This window comes from Stenotrophomonas sp. SMYL8 (assembly GCF_036320065.1).
Taxonomy (GTDB): Bacteria; Pseudomonadota; Gammaproteobacteria; order Xanthomonadales; family Xanthomonadaceae; genus Stenotrophomonas; species Stenotrophomonas maltophilia_A.
On sequence record NZ_JAWIRR010000009.1, the window covers coordinates 60,269 to 85,679 of the forward strand.

Sequence of the window (25,411 nt, forward strand, 5' to 3'; positions counted from 1 at the left end):
CTGCAGGATGGACCGCCGCGGTGAGCAGGGTTTGTGGCGAATTTGAAGCGAGTGTGAAGTCAGCGGCGCGGGCGCTGGCCTGGCACACCCAAAGGCAGCCACAGGCTGGCCACGGTGCCGCCGCCCTCGCGGATATCCACGCTGGCGCGCCCATCATGCAGGCGCGCGACCTCCTGCACGAACGGCAGGCCCAGGCCGGAGCTGCGCCGCCCGCTTCCGGGGCGGGCCAGCGAATAGAAGCGCTCGAACACCCGCTCACGCGCGTAGTCGGGAATGCCGGCGCCACGGTCGGCCACCTGCAGGCGCACGCCCTGCCCATCCACCTCGGCCTGCAGCGCGATCTCCGCGCCGGCCGGCGAGAAGGCAATCGCGTTGTCGATCAGGTTGTGCAGTGCCTGCCGCAGCAGGTAGGCGTCGCCCTGCACCCGCAGGTCGGGCACGCTGCCGATGCGGACCTGCACGCCGGCCGCCTGCGCGCGCACCTGCGCGGCCGCCGCCGCATCGGCCAGCAATGCCGGCAGCGCGATCGGGTCACGCGTCTGCAGCCAGCCGTGCTGTTCCACTTCGGCCAGCGCCAGCAGCTTGTCGATGGTCTCGGTCAGCCGCTCCTGCTGGTCGACGATGCTGCGGGCGAAATGCACGCGATCGGCCTCCGGCAATGGCTCCTGCAGCAGTTCAGCGGCACCGCGGATCGCCGCCAGCGGGCTCTTCATCTCGTGCGTCAGCGACTGCACGTACTGCTCGACGTAGGCCTTGCCTTCGAGCTTCTGGCGCATCGTTTCCAGCGCCTGGCCGAGATCGCCGATCTCGTCGCGGCGGCGCCGTGGTGGTGGCACCGGTTCGCCCGCGCTGACCGCGCGTGCATAGCGGCTGAGCTGGCCGAGGCCGGTGGTCAGCCACATCGTCACCAGCACGCCGACCAGCGCCGACAGCCCGATCAGCCACGCACCGCGCTCGATGATGGCGCGCTGGCTGGCGGCGATGAACGGATCAATGCTGCGGTTCGGCTGGGCCAGGCTGAGCACACCGATCAGGGTGCGGCCGTCGGCCGGGTCGTACACCGGCGCCGCCACATGCATCACCGTATCGCCTTCCTCGCCCGGAATCTCGGGGCTGGAACGCGCACCGTACTCGCCACGCAGGGTGCGGTAGACATCGTTCCAGCGCGAATTGTCGCGCCCCAGGTCACGGCCCAGCGAGTCGTAGATGACGATGCCCTTGGCATCGGTGATGGTCACCCGGTAATCCAGCGAGCGCTTGGGAAAACGCCAGACCATCGCCTTCAGGTCGCGCTGCCGTGCCTTGGCCAGGTTGCGGGTGAAGCTGCCGCTGCGGATGGTGCCGTCCTTGACGTCGGCGGCGGCCATCTCGGCCAGCACGTTGGCCGCGTCAACCAGGGTCGATTCCATCGCCTGGCGCACACCCGGCTTCACTTCGTTGACGAACACGCGCATCACGAAGAAGGCCGCGATGCCGGTGATCAGGAAGAAGCCGAGGAACAGCTTCAGCACCAGGCGCATCGGCTAGACCTCCAGCGCGTAGCCGAGGCCACGGTGGGTGCGGATAGGATCGTCGCTGGCCCCCGCCGCTCGCAGCTTGGCGCGCAGCGTCTTTACATGGGTGTCGACGGTGCGGTCGGCACTGTCGGCACTGCTGTCCCAGCCCCGGTCCATCAACTGCGCGCGGCTGAGGATGGCACCCGGGCGCTGCAGCAATGCTTCCAACAGTGCGTACTCGTAGCGGGTCAGGTCCAGCGCCTGTCCGCGGAAGCGGATGCGCCGGCCTTCGCGGTCGATGGCGAACGCGCCGTGTTCCTGCCAGCCCGCATCGGCGCTGGGCGCTGCGACGACCGGCGCCGCACGGCGCAGGCGTGCACGCACCCGTGCGACCAGCTCGCGCGGCGAGAACGGCTTGGTCATGTAGTCGTCGGCGCCCAGCTCCAGGCCGAGCACGCGGTCCACTTCGTCGTTGCGCGCGGTCAGGAAGATCACCGGCAGCTGCGCCGCCGGCCCCGGCTGCGCACGCAGCCGCCGGCAGACCTCGAAGCCGCCGAGATCGGGCAGGCCCACGTCCAGCACCAGCACATCGATATCGCCGGCCTGCAGCCGCTGCAGGGCCTCACCGCCCAACAGGCAGTGACTGGCGGCATAGCCCTCGCTGCGCAGCGCATAGAGCACGGTTTCGGCGATGGCGGCTTCGTCCTCGACCACCAGGACATGGGCAACAGGAGCTGTCATGGCGCGCAGCATAGCCGCTGCGGCCGCCGCCCCGTACACTGCCGCCCATGAACTATCGCCACGCCTTCCATGCCGGCAACCACGCCGATGTGCTCAAGCACATCGTGCAGCTGGCCCTGATCGACAGCTTCAAGCGCAAGGACAGCCCGTTCTTCGTGCTCGACACCCACGGCGGCGCCGGCCGCTACCTGCTGGCCAGCGAAGAGAGCCGCAAGACCCTCGAGGCTGAATCCGGGATCATGCGGCTGATGGCCCAGCCCAAGCTGCCGGAGGTGGTCGAGCGCTATCTGAAGGCGGTGCAGGCCGACAATCCGGTGGGCGCCCTGACCAACTACCCGGGCTCGCCGCTGCTGAGCGCGCAGGCGATGCGCGCGCAGGACCGCATGGCGGTCTGTGAGCTGCAGGAAGCCGAAACGGCCACGCTGAAGGACCTGTTCGCCCATGACAGCCGCGTCGACGTGCGGGCGGGCGATGGCTATGCGCTGCTGCGCTCGCTGCTGCCGCCGAAGTTCAACGGCAGCAAGATCGGCCGTGGCCTGGTGCTGATCGACCCGCCCTACGAGGCCCAGGACGCCGAATACCAGGCGGTCCTGGCCGCGCTGGGCGAGACCCTGGCGCGCTGGCCGCAGGCCACGTGTGCCGTCTGGTTCCCGATCAAGCAGCGCCGCACCATCCTGCACTTCCTGCGCAAGGCCACCGCCCTGCCGGTGAAATCGGCGATGACGATCGAGTTCCTGGTGCGCCCGGACGACTCACCGCTGCGCCTCAACGGCAGCGGCATGCTGCTGCTCAACCCGCCCTGGCAGTTCGACCGGGTGGTCGGCCCGGCCCTGCCGGCGCTGCGCCAGCACCTGGGTGAACCCGGCGCCAGCACCCGCCTGGATTGGCTCAAAGCACCCGAATAACGGCCTTCACGAGGCTGTACCGTCGTGAGCCTTTCGTTCACGGAATGCAGCCCCGGTGATGCCACAATCGATGGACCACCAAGGAATCACCCGGTATGGCCACTCGCAACCGCATGCCGCCCTGGCATGAGATCTTCAAGGCTCCCAGCGGCCACGAGCTGCTGATCCGCCCCATCCGCCCGGAAGATGGCGCACCGCTGCAAGCGGCGTTCAGCCTGTTCGGGCCGGAAGAAATCCGTGATCGTTTCCTGCAGGCGGTGACCGAGCTGTCGCCGGAAACCACCCAGCGCCTGACCCACCCGAATCCCAAGACCGAGATCACCCTGGTCGCTGCCGAATCCCTGCCCGCTGGCGAAGCGGTGGTCGGCGCGGTCGCCCGGGCCTCGATCATCCCCGGTACCCGTGAAGCCGAGTACGCGATCCTGATCAGCCGCTTCCTCATTGGCCAGGGCCTCGGCCGGCAGCTGATGCGCAAGCTGGTGAAGTGGGGCCGCGGCAAGTACCTGGACCGTCTGTACGGCGACGTTGCCGCTGAGAACGAGCCGATGAAGCAGCTGGCCGCCTCGCTGGGCTTCAAGCCGGTCCCGCACCCGACCGGTGCCGAAGGCCTGGTGCGGATGGTGCTGGAGCTGGACAACTGACGGATGCGCCGGGCTTCGATCGGGCTTCTGCTAAAATCCGGGGTCCATGTCGCGTACCTCATACCCCGCCCCGCCGCTGCCGCGCGCCGGCCAGCTCCGCGCCTGGTGGCGCGCCCCCGCATCGCCGACCGCCCTGGCCTGGTACCTGGCCCAGGCCGCGCGTGCGCACGACGCCCCGCTGCTGGTGATCGCCCGTGACAACCACGGTGCCAACCAGCTCGAAGCCGACCTGCAGACCCTGCTCGGCGGTGACCCGGCCCTGCCGGTGGTGGCCTTCCCGGACTGGGAAACCCTGCCCTACGACCGCTTCAGCCCGCATCCGGACATCATTTCGCAGCGCCTGTCCGCCCTGCACCGCCTGCCCACGCTGAAGCGCGGCCTGGTGATCGTGCCGGTGCAGACCCTGCTGCAGCAGCTGGCCCCGCGCAGCTACGTGATCGGTGGCAGCTTCGACCTGAAGGTCGGCCAGCGCCTGGATCTGGAAGCCGAGAAGCGTCGCCTGGAAAGCGCCGGCTACCGCAACGTGCCGCAGGTGATGGACCCGGGTGACTTCGCCGTGCGCGGCGGCCTGCTCGACGTGTACCCGATGGGCGCCGACGAGCCGCTGCGGGTGGAGCTGCTGGACGAGGACATCGACTCGATCCGCGCCTTCGATCCGGAAAGCCAGCGTTCGCTGGACAAGGTCGAGGCGGTGCACATGCTGCCTGGCCGCGAAGTGCCGATGGACGAGGCCAGCATCGCCCGCGTGCTGGCCACGCTGCGCGAACGCTTCGATGTCGATACCCGGCGCAGCGCGCTGTACCAGGATCTGAAGTCCGGGCTGGCCCCGGCCGGCGTCGAGTACTACCTGCCGCTGTTCTTCGAACGCACCGCGACCCTGTTCGACTACCTGCCCGACGGCAGCCTGCCGGTGGTCTGCGCCGGTGCCGGCGAAGCCGCCGAGGCGTTCTGGGCGCAGACCGGCGAGCGTTACGAGCAGCGCCGCCACGATGTGGAACGGCCGCTGCTGCCGCCGTCGGCGCTGTATCTGTCGCCGGAACTACTGCGCGAGCGTCTGAACGATGCCCCGCGCATCGAAGTGTGGTCGGCTGACCACGCGCGCATCGCCGATGCCCATGCGTTGGGCGACCAGCCGCTGCCGCCGCTGCCGGTGGCCGCGCGCGAGGCCCCCGCTGGCGACGCGCTGAAATCCTTCCTCGGCCATTATCCGGGCCGGGTGCTGATTGCCGCCGATTCGCCCGGGCGTCGCGAGGCGCTGCTGGAAGTGTTGCAGGCCGCCGAGCTGAAGCCGCCGGTGGTGGCCGACCTGCCCAGCTTCCTCGCCGACGATGCGCGCTTCGCGATCGCGGTGGCGCCGCTGGAGGATGGCTTCGCACTGGACGATCCGCGCATCGCGGTGCTGACCGAGCGCCAGCTGTTCCCCGAGCGCGCCGGCAGCACCCGCCGCACGCGCCGTGCCGGCCGCGAGCCGGAAGCGATCATCCGTGACCTCGGCGAGCTGACCGAAGGCGCGCCGATCGTGCACGAGGATCATGGCGTCGGCCGCTACCGTGGCCTGATCGCGATGGACGTCGGCGGCATGCCCGGCGAGTTCCTCGAAATCGAATATGCCAAGGGTGACCGGCTGTATGTGCCGGTCGCCCAGCTGCACCTGATCAGCCGCTACTCCGGTGCTTCGGCGGAAACCGCGCCGCTGCATTCGCTGGGCGGCGAACAGTGGAGCAAGGCCAAGCGCAAGGCCGCCGAGAAGGTGCGCGACGTCGCCGCCGAGCTGCTGGAGATCCAGGCCCGCCGCCAGGCGCGTGCCGGCCTGGCGCTGCAGGTGGACCGCGCGATGTACGAGCCGTTCGCCGCCGGTTTCCCGTTCGAGGAAACCCCGGACCAGCTGGCCGCGATCGACGCCACCCTGCGCGACCTGGCCAGCAGCCAGCCGATGGACCGCGTGGTCTGCGGCGACGTCGGCTTCGGCAAGACCGAGGTGGCGGTGCGTGCGGCATTCGCCGCCGCCAGTGCCGGCAAGCAGGTGGCCGTGCTGGTGCCGACCACGCTGCTGGCCGAACAGCATTACCGCAACTTCCGCGACCGCTTCGCCGATTACCCGCTGAAGGTCGAGGTGCTGTCGCGCTTCAAGACCACCAAGGAAATCAAGGCCGAGCTGGAAAAGGTCGCCGCCGGCACCATCGACGTCATCGTCGGTACCCATCGCCTGCTGCAGCCGGACGTGAAGTTCAAGGACCTGGGCATGGTCATCGTCGACGAGGAGCAGCGTTTCGGCGTACGCCAGAAGGAAGCGCTGAAGGCGCTGCGCGCCAACGTGCACCTGCTGACCCTGACCGCCACGCCGATCCCGCGCACGCTGAACATGGCCATGGCCGGCCTGCGCGACCTGTCGATCATCGCCACGCCGCCGCCGAACCGGCTGGCGGTGCAGACCTTCATCACCCAGTGGGACAACGCGCTGCTGCGCGAAGCCTTCCAGCGCGAGCTGGCGCGTGGTGGCCAGCTGTACTTCCTGCACAACGACGTGGAAAGCATCGGCCGCATGCAGCGCGAGCTGTCCGAGCTGGTGCCGGAGGCGCGCATCGGCATCGCCCACGGGCAGATGCCCGAGCGCGAGCTGGAAAAGGTGATGCTGGATTTCCAGAAGCAGCGCTTCAACGTGCTGCTGTCGACCACGATCATCGAGTCGGGCATCGACATCCCCAACGCCAATACCATCATCATCAACCGCGCCGATCGCTTCGGCCTGGCCCAGCTGCACCAGCTTCGTGGCCGCGTCGGTCGTTCGCACCACCGCGCCTACGCCTACCTGGTGGCACCTGATCGTCGTTCGATCACCCCGGATGCGGAGAAGCGCCTGGAAGCGATCGCCTCGATGGACGAACTCGGCGCCGGCTTCACCCTGGCCACCCACGACCTGGAGATCCGCGGTGCTGGTGAACTGCTCGGCGAGGACCAGAGCGGGCAGATGGCCGAGGTTGGCTTCAGCCTGTACACCGAACTGCTGGAACGCGCGGTGCGCAGCATCAAGCAGGGCAAGCTGCCCGACCTGGATGCCGGCGAAGAAGTGCGCGGTGCCGAGGTCGAGCTGCATGTGCCGGCGCTGATTCCGGAAGACTACCTGCCGGACGTGCACACCCGCCTGACCCTGTACAAGCGCATTTCCAGCGCGCGCGACAGTGATGCGCTGCGCGAACTGCAGGTGGAGATGATCGACCGCTTCGGCCTGCTGCCGGATGCGGCCAAGCACCTGTTCGCCATCGCCGAGCTGAAGCTGAAGGCCAACACCCTCGGCATCCGCAAGCTGGACCTGGGCGAGAACGGTGGCCGCATCGTGTTCGAGTCCAAGCCGAACATCGACCCGATGGCGGTGATCCAGCTGATCCAGAAACAACCCAATCTCTACGCCATGGAAGGGCCTGACAAGCTGCGCATCAAGCACCCGCTGCCGTTGCCGGAAGACCGCTTCAATGCGGCCCGCGCCCTTCTGACCACCCTCGCCCCGGGTTGATCGCCCCCGAATACCCCGCACCGGTCCCCACCCGGTGCGGGCGGATGACCATGTTTCCTGACGCCGTACCCGCCCCCGACCTGCTGCACGCGCAGGCCTGCCTGATCGATGCCCTCTCGATGTCGCTGCAGATGCGCGACGCCTACACCCGCCACCACTGCGACCGCGTCGGACTGCTCGCGCAGCGCCTGGCCACGCACTGCGATCTCGATGACGATGCCTGCTCGCAGATCGGCCTGGCCGCGCGCTTCCATGACATCGGCAAGATCGGCATCCCCGACGATGTACTGCTGACACCGCGTCGGCATACCGACGAGGAACGCGCGATCATGCGCGAGCATCCGGTGCGCGGCGAACACATCTTCCTGGCCACCGGCCGCAGCGATGCAGCACCGGTCGCGCGACTGATCCGCGCCCATCACGAAGCCTTCGATGGCAGCGGCTATCCCGACGGCCTGCGTGGCGAAAGCATTCCGCTGGGCTCACGCATCGTCACCGTTGCGGATGCCTACGATGCCATGACCAGCGTGCGCCCCTACCGCGCAGCGATGGAACGCGAGACTGCGTTGCGCATCATCGACGAGCAGTCCGGCGGCCTGATCGATCCCTATGTGCTGCAGCGCTTCCATCGCATGCTAGCGCAGGAACCAGCGCTGGCCTGAGATCCGCCGGGCACATCCCGGCGCCTCCGAGCGGACAAACAAAAGGCCCGGCTTTCGCCGGGCCTTCTGCATCACGCATCACGTGCGATCGATTACCAGATCACCACGCGCTTGTCGTCGGCACGCACCATCGCGTCGCCGGCCTTGCACTGGAACGCAGCGGCATACGACGGCATGTTCGACGGCGCGCCGTTGGCACGGAAGTTGGCCGGCGCGTGCGGGTCGGTGTTCAGGCGGACGCGCAGCTCACCGTCGGTGAAGTTGCGGCGCCACACGGTGGCCCAGTTCATGAAGAAGCGCTGGTCCTGGCTGTGACCATCGACTTCGACATTCGCCTTCGGATCTTCCTTCAGCGCCATCTGCAGCGCGTCGTAGGCCACGGTCAAGCCGCCCAGGTCGCCGATATTCTCGCCCAGGGTCAGCTTGCCCTTCACGAACACGCCCGGCACCGATTCATAGCCATCGAACTGCGCGACCAGCTGGTCGGTACGTTCGGTGAAGGCCTTGCGGTCGGCGTCGGTCCACCAGTTGTCGAAGTTGCCGTTGGCAGCGAACTGGCTGCCCGAGTCGTCGTAGCCGTGCATCATCTCGTGGCCGATGACCGCACCGATGCCGCCGTAGTTCAGCGCCGGATCGGCCTTGGCGTCGAAGAACGGCGCCTGCAGGATGGCGGCCGGGAACACGATCTCGTTCTTGGTGGCGTTGTAGTAGGCGTTGACGGTCTGCGGGGTCATGCCCCACTCGGTCTTGTCCACCGGCTTGCCGATCTTGTCCAGCATGTAGCGGTAATTGAACGCACGTGCCGCCTGCATGTTGCCCAGGTAGCTGTCACCGTTGGTCTGCAGGCCGGTCCACTCGCGCCACTTGTCCGGGTAACCGATCTTCGGGGTGAAGCTGGCCCACTTTTCCAGCGCCTTCTTCTTGGTTTCTTCGCCCATCCACGGCAGCTGCTCCAGGCGCGCCTTCAGCGCCACCGAGAGGTTCTCCACCAGGTGCTGCATGGCCACCTTGGATTCGGCCGGGAACACGGCGTCGACGTACAGCTGGCCCAGGGCTTCACCCATGCCACCGTTGACCGACTCCAGCACGCGCTTCCAGCGCGGCTGCATTTCCTTCTGGCCACGCAGGGTGGTGCCATAGAAATCGAAGTTGGCCTTCTCGAACTGGCTGCTCAGGTACGGCGAGGCGTCGTCGATGGTGTGGAAGCGCAGATAGGCCTGCCAGGTGCTGGCCGGCACATCGGCGAGCATCTTGTCCATTTCACCGAAGAAGCCCGGCTGCGCCAGCGAGAACTTCTGCGCGGCCGGCACCTTCAGGGTGTCGAACAGCGCGGTCCAGCTGAAGTTCGGGGTCAGCTTGTCGGCATCGGCAGCGCTGAGCGGGTTGTAGCGCTTGGCCGGGTCACGCATTTCGATGCGCGACATCGAGGCCTTGGCCAGACGGGTTTCGAAGGCCATCACGGCCTTGGCCTGCTCGGCGGCCTGCGCCGCGTCCACGCCGGACAGGGTCAGCACCTGTGCGATGTAGGCCACGTAGGCGTCGCGGATCTTGGCCTGGGCGTCATCGAAGTAGTAGCCCTTCTCCGGCAGGCCCAGGCCGCCCTGGCCGACGTAGGCGATGACGTTGGCCGAATCCTTGTAGTCGGCATTGGCGAACAGCGAGAACAGCACGCCCTTGCCCTCGGCCTGGCTGTCGCGCAGGTACTGGGTGATGGCGGCGGTATCGTTCAGCGCGGTGATCTTGTCCAGCTGCGGCTGCAGCGGCGCCAGGCCGGCGGCTTCGATCTTGGCTTCATCGTTGCCGGTCTTCCAGATGTCACCGATCTTGGCTTCCACCGAGCCGGCCTTGGCCTGGCTGGCCGCGGCCTGCTGCACCAGTGCGTGCTGCACTTCCAGCGAGCGCTCGCGCAGGATCTCGAAGCTGCCCCAGGTGGTCTGGTCGCCCGGCACCGGGTTGGCCTTCAGCCACTTGCTGTTGACGAAGCCATTGAGGTCGGTACAGGCCGAGATGGACGGATCCAGGTCGGCGCTGTTGAGCGAGATCAGCGGCGTCTTGATCTGCGACAGGTCGAAGGCCGGCTTGGCGTCGGCGCTGGCCGCCGGCGCGGTTTCATTCTTGCCACAGGCCGCCAGCGAGGCAGCGATGGCGATGGTCAGGCCCAGCGGGACCAGGTTGCGGACGTTCATGAGGCTCTCCTGCGGGTAATTTCACAGGGTAGCCGGGGAGGCCTGCGGTGGGACCGGCCAAAGGTCACAGGACGCGCTTATGTAGAGTCGAGCCATGCTCGACTGCGCTCCGTTCCGGGCTTATTGTCCTTGCGGCAAGAGGCCAACAGCAGTCGAGCATGGCTCGACTCTACAAAAAGCGAAGGCCGGCTTGCGCCGGCCTTCTGTTTTATTTCGCCTTGCCCTGGTTGGCCACGGCTTCAGCGGCCTTGCGCGCTGCTTCCGGGTCGCCCAGGTAGCGGAACGACTTTACCGTCAGGTCGTCGTTCAGTTCGAACAGCAGCGGGATGCCGGTCGGGATGTTCAGCTCGAGGATTTCCTCGCGCGAGACGTTGTTGAGGTACTTGTACAGCGCGCGCAGCGAATTGCCGTGGGCGGTGACCAGCACGGTCTTGCCGTCCTTCAGCTGCGGCGCGATGGCGTCGTGCCAGTACGGCAGCACGCGGTCCAGCGTGGTGGCCAGCGATTCGGTGCCCGGCAGCGCGTTGCGATCCAGGCCAGCGTAGCGGCGGTCATGGATCGGGTGGCCCGGATCCTCCAGGTCCATGGCCGGCGGCGGGATATCGTACGAACGACGCCACACCTTGACCTGGTCCTCGCCGTGCTTGGCGGCGGTCTCGGCCTTGTCCAGGCCCTGCAGACCGCCGTAATGGCGTTCGTTGAGGCGCCAGGACTTGTTCACCGGCAGCCAATCCTGTTCCAGCTCGGCCAGTGCACCCTGCAGGGTGTGGATGGCACGCTTGAGTACGGAAGTGTGGGCAACGTCGAACTGCAGGCCTTCCTCGCGCATCAGGCGACCCGCGGCGGCCGCTTCCCGGCGCCCCTGCTCGGTCAGGTCGACATCGACCCAGCCGGTGAAGCGGTTGTCCAGGTTCCACTGGCTCTGGCCATGGCGCAACAGTACGAGTTTACGGGTCACTGCAGGGTCTCCAACGCGAGGAAAGGCAGGCCGCCATTGTAGCCCCGGGCGCCGCTCACCGGGCCGTGGCACCGCGCATGCGATGCTGTGACCAATGAATACGGTGATCGACCCCGGGCGCTGGGAAGGCAGCGTCGCCGCTGCACGCGCGCAGCAGCTCCAGCTGGCCGGCCGCGTGGAGCGCCAGGACCGCCTGCCACGCAACGTGCGCTGGCTGGCCGGGCTGGATGTCGGCTTTGAAGACGGCGGCGCCATCACCCGCGCCGCTGCGGTACTGCTGGATGCGAAGACGCTGCAGCCGATAGCGCAGGAAGTCGCGCGGATTCCCACGGTGATGCCCTACATCCCCGGACTGCTCAGCTTCCGCGAGCTGCCGGCACTGCTGGCCGCGCTGGCGCTGCTGCCGCATACGCCGGACCTGGTGTTCGTCGATGGCCATGGCATCAGCCACCCGCGACGATTGGGCGTGGCCGCGCATCTGGGCGTGGTCACCGACCTGCCGAGCATCGGCGTGGCCAAGTCGAAGCTGGTGGGCAGGTTCGTCGAACCGGGCGCCGAGGCCGGTGCGCATACGCCGCTGCTGGATGGCGATGAACAGTTGGGCTGGGTGCTGCGCAGCAAGATTCGCTGCAAGCCGCTGTTCGTGGCCGGTGGCCATCGGGTCAGTGCGGATACCGCGCTGGACTGGGTGCAGCGCACGCTGCGCGGTTACCGGCTGCCGGAACCGACCCGGCTGGCGGATCGGCTGGCCTCGCGACGGGGTAGAGTCGACTGCTAGTCGACTGCTCTTCGGCAAGGTCGCGAAAAAGCCCGCGCTGCGCGCGATAGTCGACTAACAGTCGACTCTACCAAGCCGGCTTCATCCAGGCGGCTTGACCCGATCGACGCCCCTGCATCCTCGATCAACGATGCACGTGACCGCGATGGCCCTGCGCGTCCTCGCCGTGGTCATGGCCTTCATGGCCCTCGTGCTCGCCGGCCTTGGCCGGCGCCGGCTCACCACAGGCTTCGCCGCAGTGGTCCGCTTCGATCTGCAGTGTCACGTGCTCGATGCCGAAGTCATCGTGCAGGCGCCCGCCCAGATCACGACGCAGCGCATCGGCATCGGTGCCGTCGCGCATCACGATGTGCGCGGTCAGCGCCGGTGTACTGGAGGCCAGCGCCCACACATGCAGGTCATGCACGTCCAGTACCGCAGCGTGGCCGGACAGGCTGTCGCGCACCTTGGCCACGTCCATGCCCTTGGGCACGCCTTCCAGCAGCACGTTGATCGCTTCGCGCATCAGCACATAGGTGCGCGGCAGTACCCACAGGCCGATCAGCACCGCCAGGATCGGGTCGATCGGCTTCCAGCCGGTCCACTTGATCAACAGCGCGCCAGCAATCACGGCCACCGAGCCGAGCATGTCTGCCCACACTTCCAGGTAGGCACCCTTCACGTTGAGGCTCTCGCCGCTGCCGGCCTGCAGCAGGCGCATCGAGATCAGGTTGATGACCAGGCCCGCCGCGGCAATCACCAGCATGCCCGACGAGGCAATCTCCTGCGGCTCGCGGAAACGTCCAATGGCCTCCCACAGGATATAGCCGGCGACCACGAACAGCATCGCGCCATTGATCATCGCGCCCAGCGCTTCCAGGCGTGCATAGCCGTAGGTGCGGCGCGCGTCCGGCGGGCGCCGGCTCAGCCGCACCGCGACCAGCGCGATCATCAGCGCTAAAGCGTCGGTAGCCATGTGCGCCGCGTCGGACAGCAGCGCCAGGCTGTTGGTCCAGAACGCGCCCACCACCTCGACGACGAGGAAGGTGGAGGTCAGGCCGAGCGCCCACCACAAGGGTTTCTCGTGGCGGATCTCGGATGGCAGGTGATCGTGGTCGTGGCCCATGGCAACAGCTCCTTTGCGATGGGAGGCAGGCTACGCCGGAGGGCGTTGGGAAACTATCACGGTGTTTATAACATTGCAGGCCACGCGGTCCCTCACCGGGCATGGCCCGGCGCTACCGGAGCGCGGCCGGCAACGTCAGGCCACGCCTGGCGGACGCAGCGGACCGACGTCCGCCTGCGGTCAGAACCCGAAGCGCAGGCTGGCCCAGTACGCGCGGCCCGGCTCGTTGTAGGTCGCCGCGCCGGCATCGCTGCTGTTGGCCTCGCGGAACAGGCGCTTGTCGGCCAGGTTGTTGACGCCGAAACCGAAGCTGACCGTCTCGGTCACCCTGTAGCGCGCGCTCACGCCCCAGATGTTGTACGCACCACGGTCCTGCAGCGCGATCGACGGATCGCAGGTGCCGGTGCAGCGCGGATCATTGTTGATGTTGGTGGTGGCCGGCTTCTGCTTGCCGTAGAAGGTGCCGGTCAGCAGCAGCGACAACTTGTCGGTGGCCTGCCAGTCCAGCATCGTGTTGACGGTGTACTTCGGAATCACCGACAGCGGCTGGCCGGTGCTCTTGTTCTCGTTCTCCACCATGTAGGTGAAGTTGTTGCTCCACTTCAGGCGGTTGCCCTGCTCGCCCAGCAGCGGGACCACCAGGTTGCCTTCCAGACCCTGCACGACCGCCTTGGGTGCGTTCTCCCAGCGGAAGATGCGGCCCTTGGTGTCGGCGGTCAGCCCGATCTGGTTGTACCCGGCCTGGATCTTGTCCTTGTAGTCGTTGTGGAAGTAGGTCAACGACGCTTGCCAGCCGCTCTGCGGTGCCCACTCGATACCCAGTTCCTTGTTCAGGCTGGTTTCCGCCTTCAGGTCCGAGTTGCCGCGCATGTAGCAGCCGGCGCCCAGGCTCGGCAGTGCATTCGGGCAGCCATTGCCCCGGGTGTAGTACAGGTAGTCCGGATTCGACTGGTACAGGTTCGGCGCCTTGAATGCACGGGCGATACCGCCCTTCACCACCCAGTCGCTGTTGATGCGGAACTGCGCGTTGAGGCTGGGGCTGGTGTTGTTGCCGAACTGGCTGTGGTGGTCGAAGCGCAGGCCCGGGGTGACGATCCAGCGCTCGCCCAGGTAGATGTTGTCTTCCACGAACACGGCGGTGGTCTGCGCGTCGGACTTGCCGCGTGCGCGATCGGCCGACAGCCCCGGGATGCCGCCGCCGCTGCTGCTGGACTGGCTCATCGAGTACGGGTCGGTCAGGCGGCTGTCCAGGTATTCAAAGCCCAGCGTCCAGATGTTCTCGGCACCACCCAGCGTGGTCGGGAAACTGACTTCGCCGTCCAGCTGGTAGTTGCGCAGGCGCGAGGTCGACCAGTCGGTGCCGTTGAAGCTGCCCTCCGGGCCACCGGCCAGGCCTTCGTTGATGCGCGAGTTGTTCACCGCCTCCACTGCAGCCGTTACCCGCGAGGTCACATCACCCCAGCGGCCGCGATGTGTGATCGCGCCGGTGTTGCGGTACATGCGGTTGGTCTCGGCCTGCTGCTCGGCCAACGCCCCCAGATCGATCGGTGTCGAGGTACCGGTGGTGCTGACCGCGCGGTCGCCAGCATAGATGTTGCCCTGGCGACTGGTGCCTGCTTCGAATTCGACCACCTGGTTGGCGGTCACGTCCCAGCGCAGCAGCGCGTTGACATCGCGGTTCTTGACGCCCTCGCGACCGGCCGGCGGCACCGCGTTCGGATTCGCCGCGAAGTCACGGTTGAGTTCCAGCGAATCGGCGTCGGTCTTGTTGAGATTGCCGTACAGGCGGAACGACAGGGTGTCGGTCATCGGCCCGCTCAGCTGCAGGCCGACGCGCTCGCTGCCGCCTTCGGCGCTGTGCTCGGGCACCAGGCCATACAGGTCGACCGCGCCGGTCAGGTCGCCGGTCGGGCGCTTGGTGATGATGTTGACCACGCCACCGGAAGCACCCGAGCCATAACGTGCCGCTGCAGGGCCGCGCAGCACTTCGATGCGCTCGATCATTTCCGCCGGCACCCAGTTGGTATCGCCGCGGGTATTGCGCTCACCGCTGCGGCCCATGCGCACGGCATCACGCGCACCGATGCGCTTGCCGTCGACCAGGATCAGGGTGTTTTCCGGGCCCATGCCACGCAGATCGATCTGGCGGTTGTTGCCGTACTGGCCCGAGGCACTGTTGCCGGTCAGGTTGACGCCGGGCATGGTCCGCAGCAGCTCGGCGATGTCGTTGGCCGGCGGGCGCCTGGCGATGTCCTCTGCGGTGATGGTCGAGGTACCCAGGGCCTGGCGCGCGATCTGCGAGGCGGTGACGTGCACCGTGTCGATATCGGTGGCGTCGGTTTCGGCGTGGGCGGTCAGAGCGCTGCCGGCCAGCAGGGCGGCAACGGCAAGCGCCAGCGGGCGCGGCGAAAGGACAACGGCAGGGGACATGATCAAGACCTTCTGGCAGGGCTACGGGGCCTCTGGCAAAGGGCTTGAGGCAACGACGAGGGGGAGGCGGAGCAGTCCTGCAGCAGGCACCTGCAGCCCGTTCCGTGCGCGCATTCTCCCATCAATGCGATTGATTCTCAAATGCGTTCACTCATTGCCGCAGCGGCGCCGATGTGGTTTGCGCACCGTGCAACCCTGCACCGCGCGTAAACTGGCCGGCTAACCCGCCATCAACCGTATGCCGCCGCGGCCGATACCCGTGGTTTGCCGTACGCAGTCAGAGATCGACGTGGAACCACCCCAATTGGACGATGCCAGCCAGCCGCTGGCCGAGGCCTGGCAGCAGTGTCTGCTGCAGGCCGGCCCTGCCGCCACCGCGCTGCTCAGGGCCGCTGCTACCGATGCCCCACCCGCGCTGGCCCAGCGCTTTTACGAAGTGCTGCTGCAGGACACCCGTGCGCGCCGTTTCCTGTCCCACGACCAGGTCAAGCAGCGCCTGCAGCCGGCCATGCAGCGCTGGCTGGCGCAGCTGCTGACCACTGATGCCAGCGGCATCGCCAACACCGTGGCCTCGCAGCGGATCATCGGCGACGTGCACGCCCGCGTCGGCATTCCGGTCGACCTGGTTACCCGCGGTGCGCGCGTGCTCAAGCACGAACTGTTCGTGCGCCTGCGCGACGATGCGCCTGACAGCGACACCGCATTCGCCGCCATCGACTGCCTCAGCGCGATCATGGATATCGCCATGGAAGGCATGACCCTGGCCTACACCCACGCGCGCGAGCGCTCCACCCGTGCCGACGCCGCCTACCGACTGTTCTCGCTGGTACAGAACGTCGGTACCGAACGCGAGCGCCAGCGCGCACTGCTGCTGGACTGGGAAAACGCCCTGCTCTACGCGTTGGCCGGCCACGTGCAGGCCAGCGACAACGCCAGCCTGGCTACCTCGGAGTTCGGCCTGTGGTTCACTCACAAGGGCATCCCCAGCTTCGGCGAAAGCAGCGAAACGCAGCAGGTGGGCCAATTGATGGCCCGCATTGATGGCCACCTGCAGCGCGCGAGCGGCGATGCTCCGGCGCAGCGACTGGCGGTGCTGCCGGCCATCCGCGAGGACCTGGCCGCCATCCGCACCCTGATGACACTGCTGTTCGAGCGCATCGGCGAACTGGATGCCGGCAGCGACGCGCTGACCAACCTGCTCAACCGTCGCTTCCTGCCCACCGTGCTGCGCCGGGAAATCGAGCTGGCCACACGCAACCGCACACCATTCTCGCTGCTGCTGCTCGACCTGGATCACTTCAAGGCAATCAACGACGGCCACGGCCACGATGCCGGCGACCGCGCGTTGCAGCACGTCGCCGGCCTGCTCGGCCAGCTCACGCGCGGCAGCGACTACCTGTTCCGCTATGGCGGCGAAGAATTCGTGGTGGTACTGGTGGCTGCCAGCGAATCGCAGGCGACCGTGATCGCCGAGAGCCTGCGGCGGCAGATCGCACAGTCGCCGGTGCCACTGGCCAACGGCCAGGTGCTGGCGCTGACCGCCAGCATCGGCGTGGCCGGCCACGACGGCCATCCGGACTACGAGCGGCTGATGGCCCGTGCCGACGCGGCAATGTACAAGGCCAAGCGCAGCGGCCGCAACCGCGTGGTGGTGGCCAGTGCGGACCTGCAGGAAGCCCCGGGACGGCGCGCACTGCAGCGATGACGGCAGGACAGGTAGAGTCGACCGCGGGTCGACTATCGCGCGCACCACGGGGTTTTTCGCACGCAGGGCGAAGAGCAGTCGACTGACAGTCGACTCTACTGGCAGCCGGCACTACCGATACGGGCGCCGGCCGCTGCTTTCACCGCCACCACCCGCCACGCGGCCCACCAGAGCAGCGCCAGCAACGCAATGCCCGCCCCCAACAGGCATACTGCCGGCCAGCCATGGCGCGCCTGCATCCACGGCCCGGCCGCTGCTCCGGCACCACTGCCCACCGCATAGAACAGCATGTACAAAGCCACCAGGCGTCCATGCTGTTCAGCCGGCGCGCGCAGCAGCAATGCCTGGTTTGATACGTGCAGTGCCTGCCCACCCAGGTCGAGCACAATCACGCCCAACAGCAGCAACGACAGCGACTGCGGCAGGCCCAGCAAGGGCCACCACGCAACCAGCATCAACAACAGCGCACCGACGCTGACCGGATGCGCGAAACCACGGTCCATCCAGTGCCCTACCCGCGCCGCCAGCAGCGCACCGATCACCCCGGCCAGGCCCAGTGCACCGATGGCGGCGGTCGACCAATGCAGCGATGGCGCCGAGAGCGGCAAGGGTGCCGCCGCCCAGAACACATTGAGGCCGGCAAACAGCAGCAGTGCCAGCGGCCCGCGTTCGCGCAGCGTTCGATCGCGGCGCAGCATGCCCAGCATCGAGCCCAGCAGCTCGCGCCAGCGTGGGGGAACCGACGGCACCGGTACTGGGGGCAGGCGCCGCCACAGCAGCGCCGCCAACCCCGCCATCACCATTGCTGACAACAGGTAGACCATCTGCCAGCCAAAGGCCGCCGCCACCGTACCGGACACCACGCGCGCCAGCAGCAGGCCGATGAACACGCCGCCCTGTACCACACCGACCACGCGACCGCGCTGCTCGGGCGGTGCCAGCATGGCGGTATAGGCGATCAGCCCCTGGGTCAGCGCGGTGCCCAGCAGGCCGGCCAGCAGCATGCCCGACAACAGCCAGCCCGCCGTGCGTGACGCTGCCAGCCACAGCAGCGCCAGCACCAATGCGATCAACTGCAGCCGCAGCAGGCGTCGCCGGTCACCACGGTCCGCCAGCGGCAGCAGGCCAAGCAACGCCAGCACGCTACCGGCCTGGGTAGCAGCCAGCACCGCGCCGGCCACGGCCCGGTCCAGCGCAAAGGCGCGTGCAAGCTGATCCAGCAGCGGCTGCGCGTAGTAGACGTTGGCGACGCTGGCGCCGGCGGCAACCGCAAGCAGGACCAGCAGTGGGCGGGGAAGCGATGTGGCACTCATGACGTGGTTGCAATTTGAAACTTGATGCAGGCTACTGCCATTGGTTTTAAACTGCAACCACATCAGAGAGGTCCACCATGCACGCCGACAGCCCCTGCCCCGTCGCCCGCAGCGCCGATCTGCTCGGTGACCGTTGGGCGCTGCTGGTCATCCGTGATGCCTTCGATGGCGTCACCCGTTTCGGTGATTTCCAGCGCAGCCTCGGCGCGGCCCGCAACATCCTCAGCGACCGCCTGCGCCGGCTGGTAGAGGCCGGCATCCTGCAGCTGCAGCCGGCCTCCGATGGATCGGCGTACCAGGAATACGTGCTCACCGCCGCTGGCCAGGAACTGTTCCCGCTGCTGGTCGCGCTGCGCCAATGGGGTGAACGCCATCGCTTCGAGGCCGGTGAAGCCCATTCACAGCTGATCGAATCGGCGACGGGGCGGCCGCTGCCCTACATGCAGCCGCGCGGGCGCGACGGCCAGCCACTTCAGCCCAACGCCACCCGCGTGCGCAAGCTCAGGGACGGCGGGCGCGACACCTGATCCGCCCATTCGCGCACACCGACGAACACCCGCGCCGGTTAGCATCGGGTCTTTCCGCCACTGGATGCCGCCGATGTCGCGCGATCGCCCTTCCCTGCTGACCGCCCTGCTGTTGCCGCTGCTGGCCTGCGCCACAGCAACTACGCAGGCCCGCGAGGTTGCCGCGCCCGCCGACCACGTGCAGGCCGATGGCCCCTATGTGTTCCGCCAGGGCGACCAGCTGCAGGCCAAGTGGATCTGCGACGACAAGGTTGAGTCGCACACGCTTGCCACGCAGGCCGCAGGTACCGACATCGCCCCGCGCTGCGGCTACGAGCACACGGTGCACGTGGCTGCCCCGAATGCGCCTTCGGTTTCCGTGCTGCCGGCCGTGCCACGCATCGTTGCGCTGTCCGACATCCATGGCCAGTACGGGTTGCTGGTGCGCCTGCTGCGCGCCCACCAGGTCATCGATGCCCAGGATCGCTGGGCGCTGGGCAAGGACACGCTGGTCATCGCCGGCGATGTGTTCGACCGCGGCCCGCAGGTGACCGAGGCCTTCTGGCTGCTGTATGGCCTGCAGCAGCAGGCGGCCGCCGCCGGCGGCGCGGTGCACTTCGTGCTCGGCAACCACGAAACCATGGTGCTGTACGACGACCTGCGCTACGTCAACCCGAAGTACCTGCGCAGCGCGCAGCTGCTCGGCCGCAGCTACCCGCAGCTGTACGGTGCCGATTCGGTGATCGGGCAGTGGCTGCGCACCCGCCCGGTGCTGCTGAAGATCGGCGACACCCTGTTCCTGCACGGCGGTATTTCGCCCGAGGCAGTGCAGCTGGCGCTGGACCCGGCGCGCACCAATGCGGCCTACCAGGCGTCACTGGGCCTGCCCAAGGCCGAAGTAAAGGCCGACCCGGCCACCGCACCGCTGTATGACGGCAAGACCAGCCCGATCTGGTACCGCGGCTACTTTGATGGCCGCCTCGACACCGCAGGGGTGCAGACCGTACTCGACCGCCTGCAGCTCAAACGCATCGTGGTCGGCCACACCTCGATGCCACACGTCAGCAGCTTCCATGGCGACCGCGTGATCGCCATCGACAGCAGCATCAAGAACGGCGAGAACGGCGAACTGCTGTTCATCGAGGATGGCAGGCTCAGCCGTGGCCTGCTGGATGGCTCGCGGGTGCCGTTGGCGCCGGGTGAGCCGGGCCTGCAGGACTGAATGAAGGGACAGCGCGACGGCACCGGGCGGCGGCGGCGCGCTCCACCTTCACCCGGTTTGCGGCTACCCTCGGCAGCCGAGAGAGGCCCACCCCGTCCATCCGGTGGGCCTGACCGTTACAGGAGCCCCCGCGCATGCGCGTTCTGATTGCTGAAGACGACCCGGATATCGCCTCCGGCCTGTGCGCCTCGCTGCGCCGGCAGGGGCACGTGGTTGACCACGTCGACAACGGCGCGCACGCCGACGCGGCACTGGGCTCGACCCAGTACGCATTGCTGGTGCTGGACCTGGGCCTGCCTCAGCTGGATGGCCGCGATGTGCTGCAGCGCCTGCGTCAGCGCGGCGATGGCCTGGCGGTGCTGGTGGTGACCGCCCGCGACGGCCTGGCCGAGCGCGTGCGCGTGCTCGACCTGGGCGCCGATGACTACCTGGTCAAGCCGTTCGCGCTGGACGAGTTCGAAGCACGCGTGCGTGCGCAGCTGCGGCGGGTCACCAGCAATGGCAACCCAGACCTGCGCATCGGCCGCCTGCGCCTGGACCTGGCCGGGCACCGCGTGTGGATCGACGACCAGTCGCTGGAACTGACCGCGCGCGAGTTCGGCCTGCTGTCGGCACTGGCGGTACGCGCCGAGCGCATCGTGTCGCGCGCGCAACTGGTGGAGGCGCTGTGCGACTGGGGCCAGGACCTCACCGACAACGGCCTGGACATCGCCCTGCACCGCCTGCGCCGCAAGCTGCAGCCCGGCGGCATGGGCATCCGCACCGTGCGCGGGCTGGGCTACATGCTGGAAGACGCGCAGGACGAAAGCACGCCGTGATCAGTGGCCCGCCCAGCCTGCGCCGGCGCCTGCTCGCCTTTCTGGCGTTGCCGATGCTGGGCCTGCTCACCTTCAACACGATCCTGGCCTACTACGTTGCGCTGGACTATTCCAACCGCATCCACGACCGCAACCTGATCGACGACACGCATTCGTTCGCGCAGATGCTGAGCACCATGCCGGTGACCAGCGACCTGTCTCCGCAGGCGCGCTTCCTGATCGAGTACGACCCCGACGGCCATCGCTACTTCAACGTCGACAGCAGCCGCATGGGTACGCTCAGCGGCAATGCAGACTTCAGCCCGTACGCCCCTTCGCAGGACTGCACCGGTGTGCATCCGGCGCTGTACGACGGCAACCTCAATGGCCAGCAGGTGCGCATGGCCACCGTCTGCACGCAGGCGATGAACGATCCGCAGGACCAGCTGGCGGTGACCGTGGCCGAGAGCATGGCTGACCGCCGGCAGCGTGCGCGCGAGATCCTGATGATCATCATCCCGCTGATGACCATGCTGGCGCTGGGTACCGCAGCGCTGGTCTGGTTCGGCGTGACCTATGGCCTGCGCATCCTGACCCCGCTGAGGACCCGCCTGGCCCAGCGCCGCGGCGAACTGGCGCCGATCTCCGATGCCGACGTGCCCGAGGAGATCCAGCCACTGATCAGCACCATCGATGATCTGTTTGCCCGCCAGGCGGAAATGATCACCCTGCAGAACCGTTTCATCGCCGATGCCGCGCACCAGCTGCGTTCGCCGCTGGCGGGCATGGCCCTGCACGTGGACCAGGCGCTGGCACATGGCGACCCCGATACAGTGCGCGAGGCGCTGCAGCACATCCGCCGGCTCAACCAGCGCACCGCGCGGGTCAGCACCCAGCTGCTGGCACTGAGCCGGGCGCAGACCGTGCCCGATACCGTGGAGGCACTGGACCTGTGCGAGCTGGTACCGCAGTGGGTCGGCATGCGCGTACCGGAGGCGATCCGCGATGGCATCGATCTGGGCTACCGCGGCAGTCCCCATCCGCTGCGTGTACTCGGCAACGGCGCCATGCTGCAGGAAGCGCTGGACAACCTGATCGACAACGCCCTGCGTTATGCCGGCCGCAATGCAACCGTCACGGTGGGCGTGCACGCGCTGGACGACAATGATGTCGAACTGTATGTGGAAGACAACGGCCCTGGCGTGCCCGACGACGTGATGCCACGGCTGGGCGAGCGCTTCTTCCGGGCGCCGGGCACCGCTGCCAGCGGCACCGGCCTCGGCCTGGCCATCGCGCACGAGGCGGTGGAGCACTTCGGCGGCCGCCTGAGCTTCCTGAACCGCCCAGGTGGCGGACTGAAGGTCGCCATCACGCTGCCGCTGCTGAAGGCGCCCTGACCCGGCCCGGGGCGCTGAAAGGCTGGCGAAAATCGCGCTTGCGATCCTGCCATCCCCACTGCCGTCCCGGAGCCGCCAGGTGACCGAATCGCACGACTTCTTCCTCCCCGGTGGCCCACAGGGCGTGCTGCTGGTCCATGGCCTGACCGGCACCCCGGCGGAAATGCGCATGCTGGGCAAAGGGCTGAACAACGCCGGTTTCACCGTGCACGGCGTGCAGCTGCCCGGCCATTGCGGCAGCGTGGATGACCTGCTGGCGACCACCTGGGAACAGTGGTACCAGGGCGTGGAAGATGCGGCGGCAACCCTGCGCGGCAAGGTCGACCAGCTGTTCGTCGGCGGCCTGTCGATGGGCGCGGTGCTGTCGCTGGCACTGGCTGCACGTCGCCCCGAGTGGGTGTCCGGGGTCGGCGTGTACGGCGCCACCTTCCGCTATGACGGCTGGAACATCCCCGCCGTGGCCCGCTTCTCGTTCCTGCTGCCGTGGTTCAAGCGCTTCAACATCGGCCGCGACCGCATGTTCATGGAAGAACCGCCGTACGGCCTGCGTGACGAGCGCCTGCGTGCACAAGTCAGTGCCGCCATGCTGTCCGGCGACAGCGCCGCCGCCGGCCTGCCGGGCAACCCCTGGCACGCCCTGGCCGAAATGCGCGCCCTGAGCAACTGGACCCGCCGCCACCTGCACCAGGTCACCGCACCGTGCCTGGTGATGCACGCCCGCGAGGACGACGTGGCCAGCATGGGCAACGCCGAGCTGGTGATGTCGCGGGTCAGCGGCCCGAAGGAACTGGTGGTGCTGGAAGACAGTTACCACATGATCACCATCGACCGCGAACGCCGCGATGTGATCCGCCGCAGCGCGCGCTTCTTCACCGAAATCGGTGAACGCACTGGCGTGCTCAAGGCGGTGGCCTGACATGGGGGCGCTTGCCACGCTGCTGTGGCTGGCCAATGTCGTGCTCGATACCGGTGGCCAGCTCGCCTTCAAGGCCGCCGCCAGCGACCCGCAGGAGGGCGAAGGACTGCAGCGCTGGAAACACATGCTCAGCCGTCCCTGGCTGTGGATCGGCATCGCCTGCTACGTGCTCGAGTTCGTGGCCTGGATTGCGTTCCTGTCGCTGGTGCCGCTGTCCAAGGGCGTGCTGCTGGGCTCGATCAACATCGTTGCGTTGATGATCGCCGGTCGTTTCCTGTTCCGCGAGAAGCTCACGCCGCTGCGGGTGACCGGCATGCTGCTGGTCACGGCGGGCGTGGCGGTGGTGGGGGCCGGCTCATGAGGCGCCTGTATGTGATCGGTTTCCCGCTGCTGATGGCCTTCGACACGCTGGCCCAGCTGTGCTTCAAGTACGCCGGTGACGCCGCGCTGCCGGTCGAGGCCAACACCGCCTGGCTGCTGCGCGTGCTGTCGCAGCCGTGGGTGTACGGCGCCATCCTCGGCTACGTGGGCGCGTTCTTCACCTGGATGAGCCTGCTGCGCCATGCGCCGATCGGCCCCGCGTTTGCCGCCTCGCACCTGGAAGTGATCAGCGTGCTGCTGCTGTCGGCGTGGCTGTTGAACGAGCCGCTGACCCTGCACCATCTGTTAGGTGCGGTACTGATCGTGGCCGGCATCGTCTGCCTCGGCCGCGCCGAGGCGGACGACCCGCACAGCCCTGCCGAAACCACGACGTGAGCACGCTGCAATGAGCCTGTTCGCGCGCGAACTGCCACCAACCGCCGGCCTGCCGATGCAGGCCAGCGATTTCCTTCCCGGTGGCGGCGACCTGCGTGACATCCTGGCCAGCCAGCTCGGCACACCGCCGCTGCAGCTGACCTGTTCCGGCACGCACGCGCTGCTGATCGCGCTGCGTACGCTGCGCAAGCGTGCGCCAAAGCGCGACACCGTGATCATGCCGGCCTATACCTGCCCGCTGGTGCCGATCGCGGTGCACAGCCTGGGCCTGCGCGTGCAGTTGTGCGATACCCGGCGCGGTCATTTCGACTTCGATCCCGGCCAGCTCAAGCGGCTGGCCGATGCGCGCACGCTGGCGATCCTGCCCACCCACCTGGGCGGGCGCATTGCCGATGTCGAGCTGGCCTGCGAAGTCGCCCGCAACGCCGGCACCTGGGTGATCGAAGATGCCGCGCAGGCACTCGGCGCACGGGTTGGCAACAGCAGTGTCGGCCTGCGCGGCGATATCGGATTCTTCAGCCTGGCTGCCGGCAAGGGCCTGAGCCTGCATGAAGGCGGCCTGCTGGTCAGCCGCGATGACGAACTGCGTGCTGCGCTGGCCGAACATGCCGTCCAGCACGTTCGCTCCAGCCTGCGCTGGGAGCTGCTGCGCAGCGTGCAGTTGCTGGGCCTTGCTGCCTGCTATCGCCCTTCGCTGCTGTCACTGGTGTATGGCAATCCACTGCGCAATGCGCTTCAGCGTGGCGATCTGGAAGATGCGGTCGGTGACATTTTCCCGCTGGATATCCCGCAGCACCGGGTCAGCCAGTGGCGGCAGAACATCGGCGCGCATGCCGCGCGGCGCTTGCCGGCATTCCTTCAGGCCGGTCGGCTGCGTGCGTTGCAGCTGCGGGTGCAGCTGGCACAGCTGCCCGCCGTTGAGGTGGTCGATGGGCTGGCCGGTAGCGGTGGCACCTGGCCACTGTTGATGCTGCTGCTGCCCAGCCAACGCGCCCGCGATGCGGTACTGAAGGACTTGTGGCCACGCGGGCTTGGCACCAGCCGCATGTTCATCCATGCCCTGCCCGGCTATGCCTACCTGCGCGGCATCGTGCCGCAGGACGACATGCCCAACGCACGCGACTTCGCCGCACGCATGCTGACCCTCGGCAACAGCGCCTGGCAGACCCGTGAAGAGACCGCCGAAATACTGCGGGCACTGGCCCGCGCGTGACGCCAGGACGCACGGATGGAATGCGCCTCACGCATTCATCCATGCACCTTCCTGAACGCTTTCCGCGCCCTGCAATGCAGGCTTTCAACAGGAAAGGAACGAGAAAGGCTGCCTGCCTACATTGAGCCTGCCCCGGCATCGCGCCGGACGTTCCTTTCATCGACGGACCTGCC

Annotated in this window: 21 protein-coding genes; 14 read left to right on the top strand and 7 right to left on the bottom strand. The window is 67.7% G+C overall.

Features of this window, described 5'->3' with window-relative positions; all coding sequences use genetic code 11:
• Positions 1 to 59: 59 nt before the first annotated feature.
• Together creC and creB are read right to left on the bottom strand one after the other, a co-directional pair.
• On the bottom strand, positions 60 to 1,520 hold the full coding sequence (creC, locus tag V3B25_RS09725; RefSeq protein WP_032130266.1) for a two-component system sensor histidine kinase CreC: 1,461 nt from the start codon (positions 1,518 to 1,520) through the stop codon (positions 60 to 62).
• Between the two features lie 3 nt (positions 1,521 to 1,523).
• Positions 1,524 to 2,249: a two-component system response regulator CreB gene (gene creB, locus V3B25_RS09730; RefSeq protein WP_110711666.1), complete on the bottom strand. Its 726-nt coding sequence runs from the start codon at positions 2,247 to 2,249 to the stop codon at positions 1,524 to 1,526.
• A gap of 35 nt (positions 2,250 to 2,284) precedes the next feature.
• On the opposite strand from creB, the gene rlmJ reads away from it, so the two are divergent.
• The 4 genes from rlmJ to V3B25_RS09750 all read left to right on the top strand — a co-directional run bounded on the left by rlmJ (position 2,285) and on the right by V3B25_RS09750 (position 7,956).
• The gene (gene rlmJ / locus V3B25_RS09735; protein ID WP_329810585.1) at positions 2,285 to 3,142 is read left to right on the top strand and encodes a 23S rRNA (adenine(2030)-N(6))-methyltransferase RlmJ; all 858 of its coding nucleotides are present in this window, start codon (positions 2,285 to 2,287) and stop codon (positions 3,140 to 3,142) included.
• A 95-nt stretch (positions 3,143 to 3,237) separates the two neighbouring features.
• Complete coding sequence (locus tag V3B25_RS09740) at positions 3,238 to 3,783, top strand: GNAT family N-acetyltransferase (RefSeq protein WP_004150340.1); 546 nt, start codon at positions 3,238 to 3,240, stop codon at positions 3,781 to 3,783.
• Positions 3,784 to 3,829: 46 nt separating this feature from the next.
• Positions 3,830 to 7,294: a transcription-repair coupling factor gene (gene mfd / locus V3B25_RS09745; RefSeq protein ID WP_263469074.1), complete on the top strand. Its 3,465-nt coding sequence runs from the start codon at positions 3,830 to 3,832 to the stop codon at positions 7,292 to 7,294.
• Between the two features lie 44 nt (positions 7,295 to 7,338).
• The gene (locus V3B25_RS09750) at positions 7,339 to 7,956 is read left to right on the top strand and encodes an HD domain-containing phosphohydrolase (protein WP_032127517.1); all 618 of its coding nucleotides are present in this window, start codon (positions 7,339 to 7,341) and stop codon (positions 7,954 to 7,956) included.
• A 92-nt stretch (positions 7,957 to 8,048) separates the two neighbouring features.
• Here the strand turns inward: V3B25_RS09750 and V3B25_RS09755 are convergent, their stop codons facing one another.
• On the bottom strand, positions 8,049 to 10,142 hold the full coding sequence (locus V3B25_RS09755; RefSeq protein WP_197614945.1) for a M13 family metallopeptidase: 2,094 nt from the start codon (positions 10,140 to 10,142) through the stop codon (positions 8,049 to 8,051).
• Between the two features lie 208 nt (positions 10,143 to 10,350).
• Positions 10,351 to 11,100, bottom strand: coding sequence for a 2,3-diphosphoglycerate-dependent phosphoglycerate mutase (gpmA, locus tag V3B25_RS09760; RefSeq protein ID WP_004150217.1), 750 nt, complete (start codon positions 11,098 to 11,100; stop codon positions 10,351 to 10,353).
• Positions 11,101 to 11,194: 94 nt separating this feature from the next.
• On the opposite strand from gpmA, the gene nfi reads away from it, so the two are divergent.
• Entirely contained in the window at positions 11,195 to 11,878 is a 684-nt protein-coding gene (nfi, locus tag V3B25_RS09765) for a deoxyribonuclease V (protein WP_329810586.1), read from the top strand.
• 124 nt (positions 11,879 to 12,002) lie between these two features.
• Here the strand turns inward: nfi and V3B25_RS09770 are convergent, their stop codons facing one another.
• Positions 12,003 to 12,983, bottom strand: a complete 981-nt coding sequence (locus tag V3B25_RS09770) for a cation diffusion facilitator family transporter (protein WP_107432646.1) — start codon at positions 12,981 to 12,983, stop codon at positions 12,003 to 12,005.
• Positions 12,984 to 13,163: 180 nt separating this feature from the next.
• Complete coding sequence (locus tag V3B25_RS09775) at positions 13,164 to 15,413, bottom strand: TonB-dependent siderophore receptor (protein ID WP_329810587.1); 2,250 nt, start codon at positions 15,411 to 15,413, stop codon at positions 13,164 to 13,166.
• Positions 15,414 to 15,702: 289 nt separating this feature from the next.
• Here V3B25_RS09775 and V3B25_RS09780 point away from each other — a divergent pair, with 289 nt between their 5' ends.
• Positions 15,703 to 17,118, top strand: coding sequence for a GGDEF domain-containing protein (locus V3B25_RS09780; protein ID WP_329810588.1), 1,416 nt, complete (start codon positions 15,703 to 15,705; stop codon positions 17,116 to 17,118).
• Between the two features lie 95 nt (positions 17,119 to 17,213).
• Here V3B25_RS09780 and V3B25_RS09785 read toward each other — a convergent pair whose 3' ends face one another.
• Entirely contained in the window at positions 17,214 to 18,431 is a 1,218-nt protein-coding gene (locus tag V3B25_RS09785; protein WP_329810589.1) for an MFS transporter, read from the bottom strand.
• Between the two features lie 77 nt (positions 18,432 to 18,508).
• On the opposite strand from V3B25_RS09785, the gene V3B25_RS09790 reads away from it, so the two are divergent.
• The 8 genes from V3B25_RS09790 (at position 18,509) to V3B25_RS09825 (ending at position 25,238) form a co-directional block, all read left to right on the top strand.
• Complete coding sequence (locus V3B25_RS09790) at positions 18,509 to 18,958, top strand: helix-turn-helix domain-containing protein (RefSeq protein ID WP_329810590.1); 450 nt, start codon at positions 18,509 to 18,511, stop codon at positions 18,956 to 18,958.
• Positions 18,959 to 19,031: 73 nt separating this feature from the next.
• On the top strand, positions 19,032 to 20,159 hold the full coding sequence (locus V3B25_RS09795; protein WP_329810591.1) for a metallophosphoesterase: 1,128 nt from the start codon (positions 19,032 to 19,034) through the stop codon (positions 20,157 to 20,159).
• Positions 20,160 to 20,293: 134 nt separating this feature from the next.
• Positions 20,294 to 20,977, top strand: a complete 684-nt coding sequence (locus V3B25_RS09800; RefSeq protein ID WP_049424529.1) for a response regulator — start codon at positions 20,294 to 20,296, stop codon at positions 20,975 to 20,977.
• Positions 20,974 to 22,353, top strand: a complete 1,380-nt coding sequence (locus tag V3B25_RS09805; protein WP_005412674.1) for a sensor histidine kinase — start codon at positions 20,974 to 20,976, stop codon at positions 22,351 to 22,353. The genes V3B25_RS09800 and V3B25_RS09805 overlap by 4 nt, the downstream gene beginning before the upstream one ends.
• 79 nt (positions 22,354 to 22,432) lie before the next feature.
• Entirely contained in the window at positions 22,433 to 23,269 is an 837-nt protein-coding gene (locus tag V3B25_RS09810) for an alpha/beta fold hydrolase (protein ID WP_010483180.1), read from the top strand.
• 1 nt (position 23,270) lies between these two features.
• On the top strand, positions 23,271 to 23,630 hold the full coding sequence (locus V3B25_RS09815; protein ID WP_012479558.1) for an EamA family transporter: 360 nt from the start codon (positions 23,271 to 23,273) through the stop codon (positions 23,628 to 23,630).
• Positions 23,627 to 24,025: a DMT family transporter gene (locus V3B25_RS09820; RefSeq protein WP_049424527.1), complete on the top strand. Its 399-nt coding sequence runs from the start codon at positions 23,627 to 23,629 to the stop codon at positions 24,023 to 24,025. The genes V3B25_RS09815 and V3B25_RS09820 overlap by 4 nt, the downstream gene beginning before the upstream one ends.
• Positions 24,026 to 24,035: 10 nt before the next feature.
• Positions 24,036 to 25,238, top strand: a complete 1,203-nt coding sequence (locus V3B25_RS09825; protein ID WP_329810592.1) for a DegT/DnrJ/EryC1/StrS family aminotransferase — start codon at positions 24,036 to 24,038, stop codon at positions 25,236 to 25,238.
• The last annotated feature ends 173 nt before the right edge of the window (positions 25,239 to 25,411 follow it).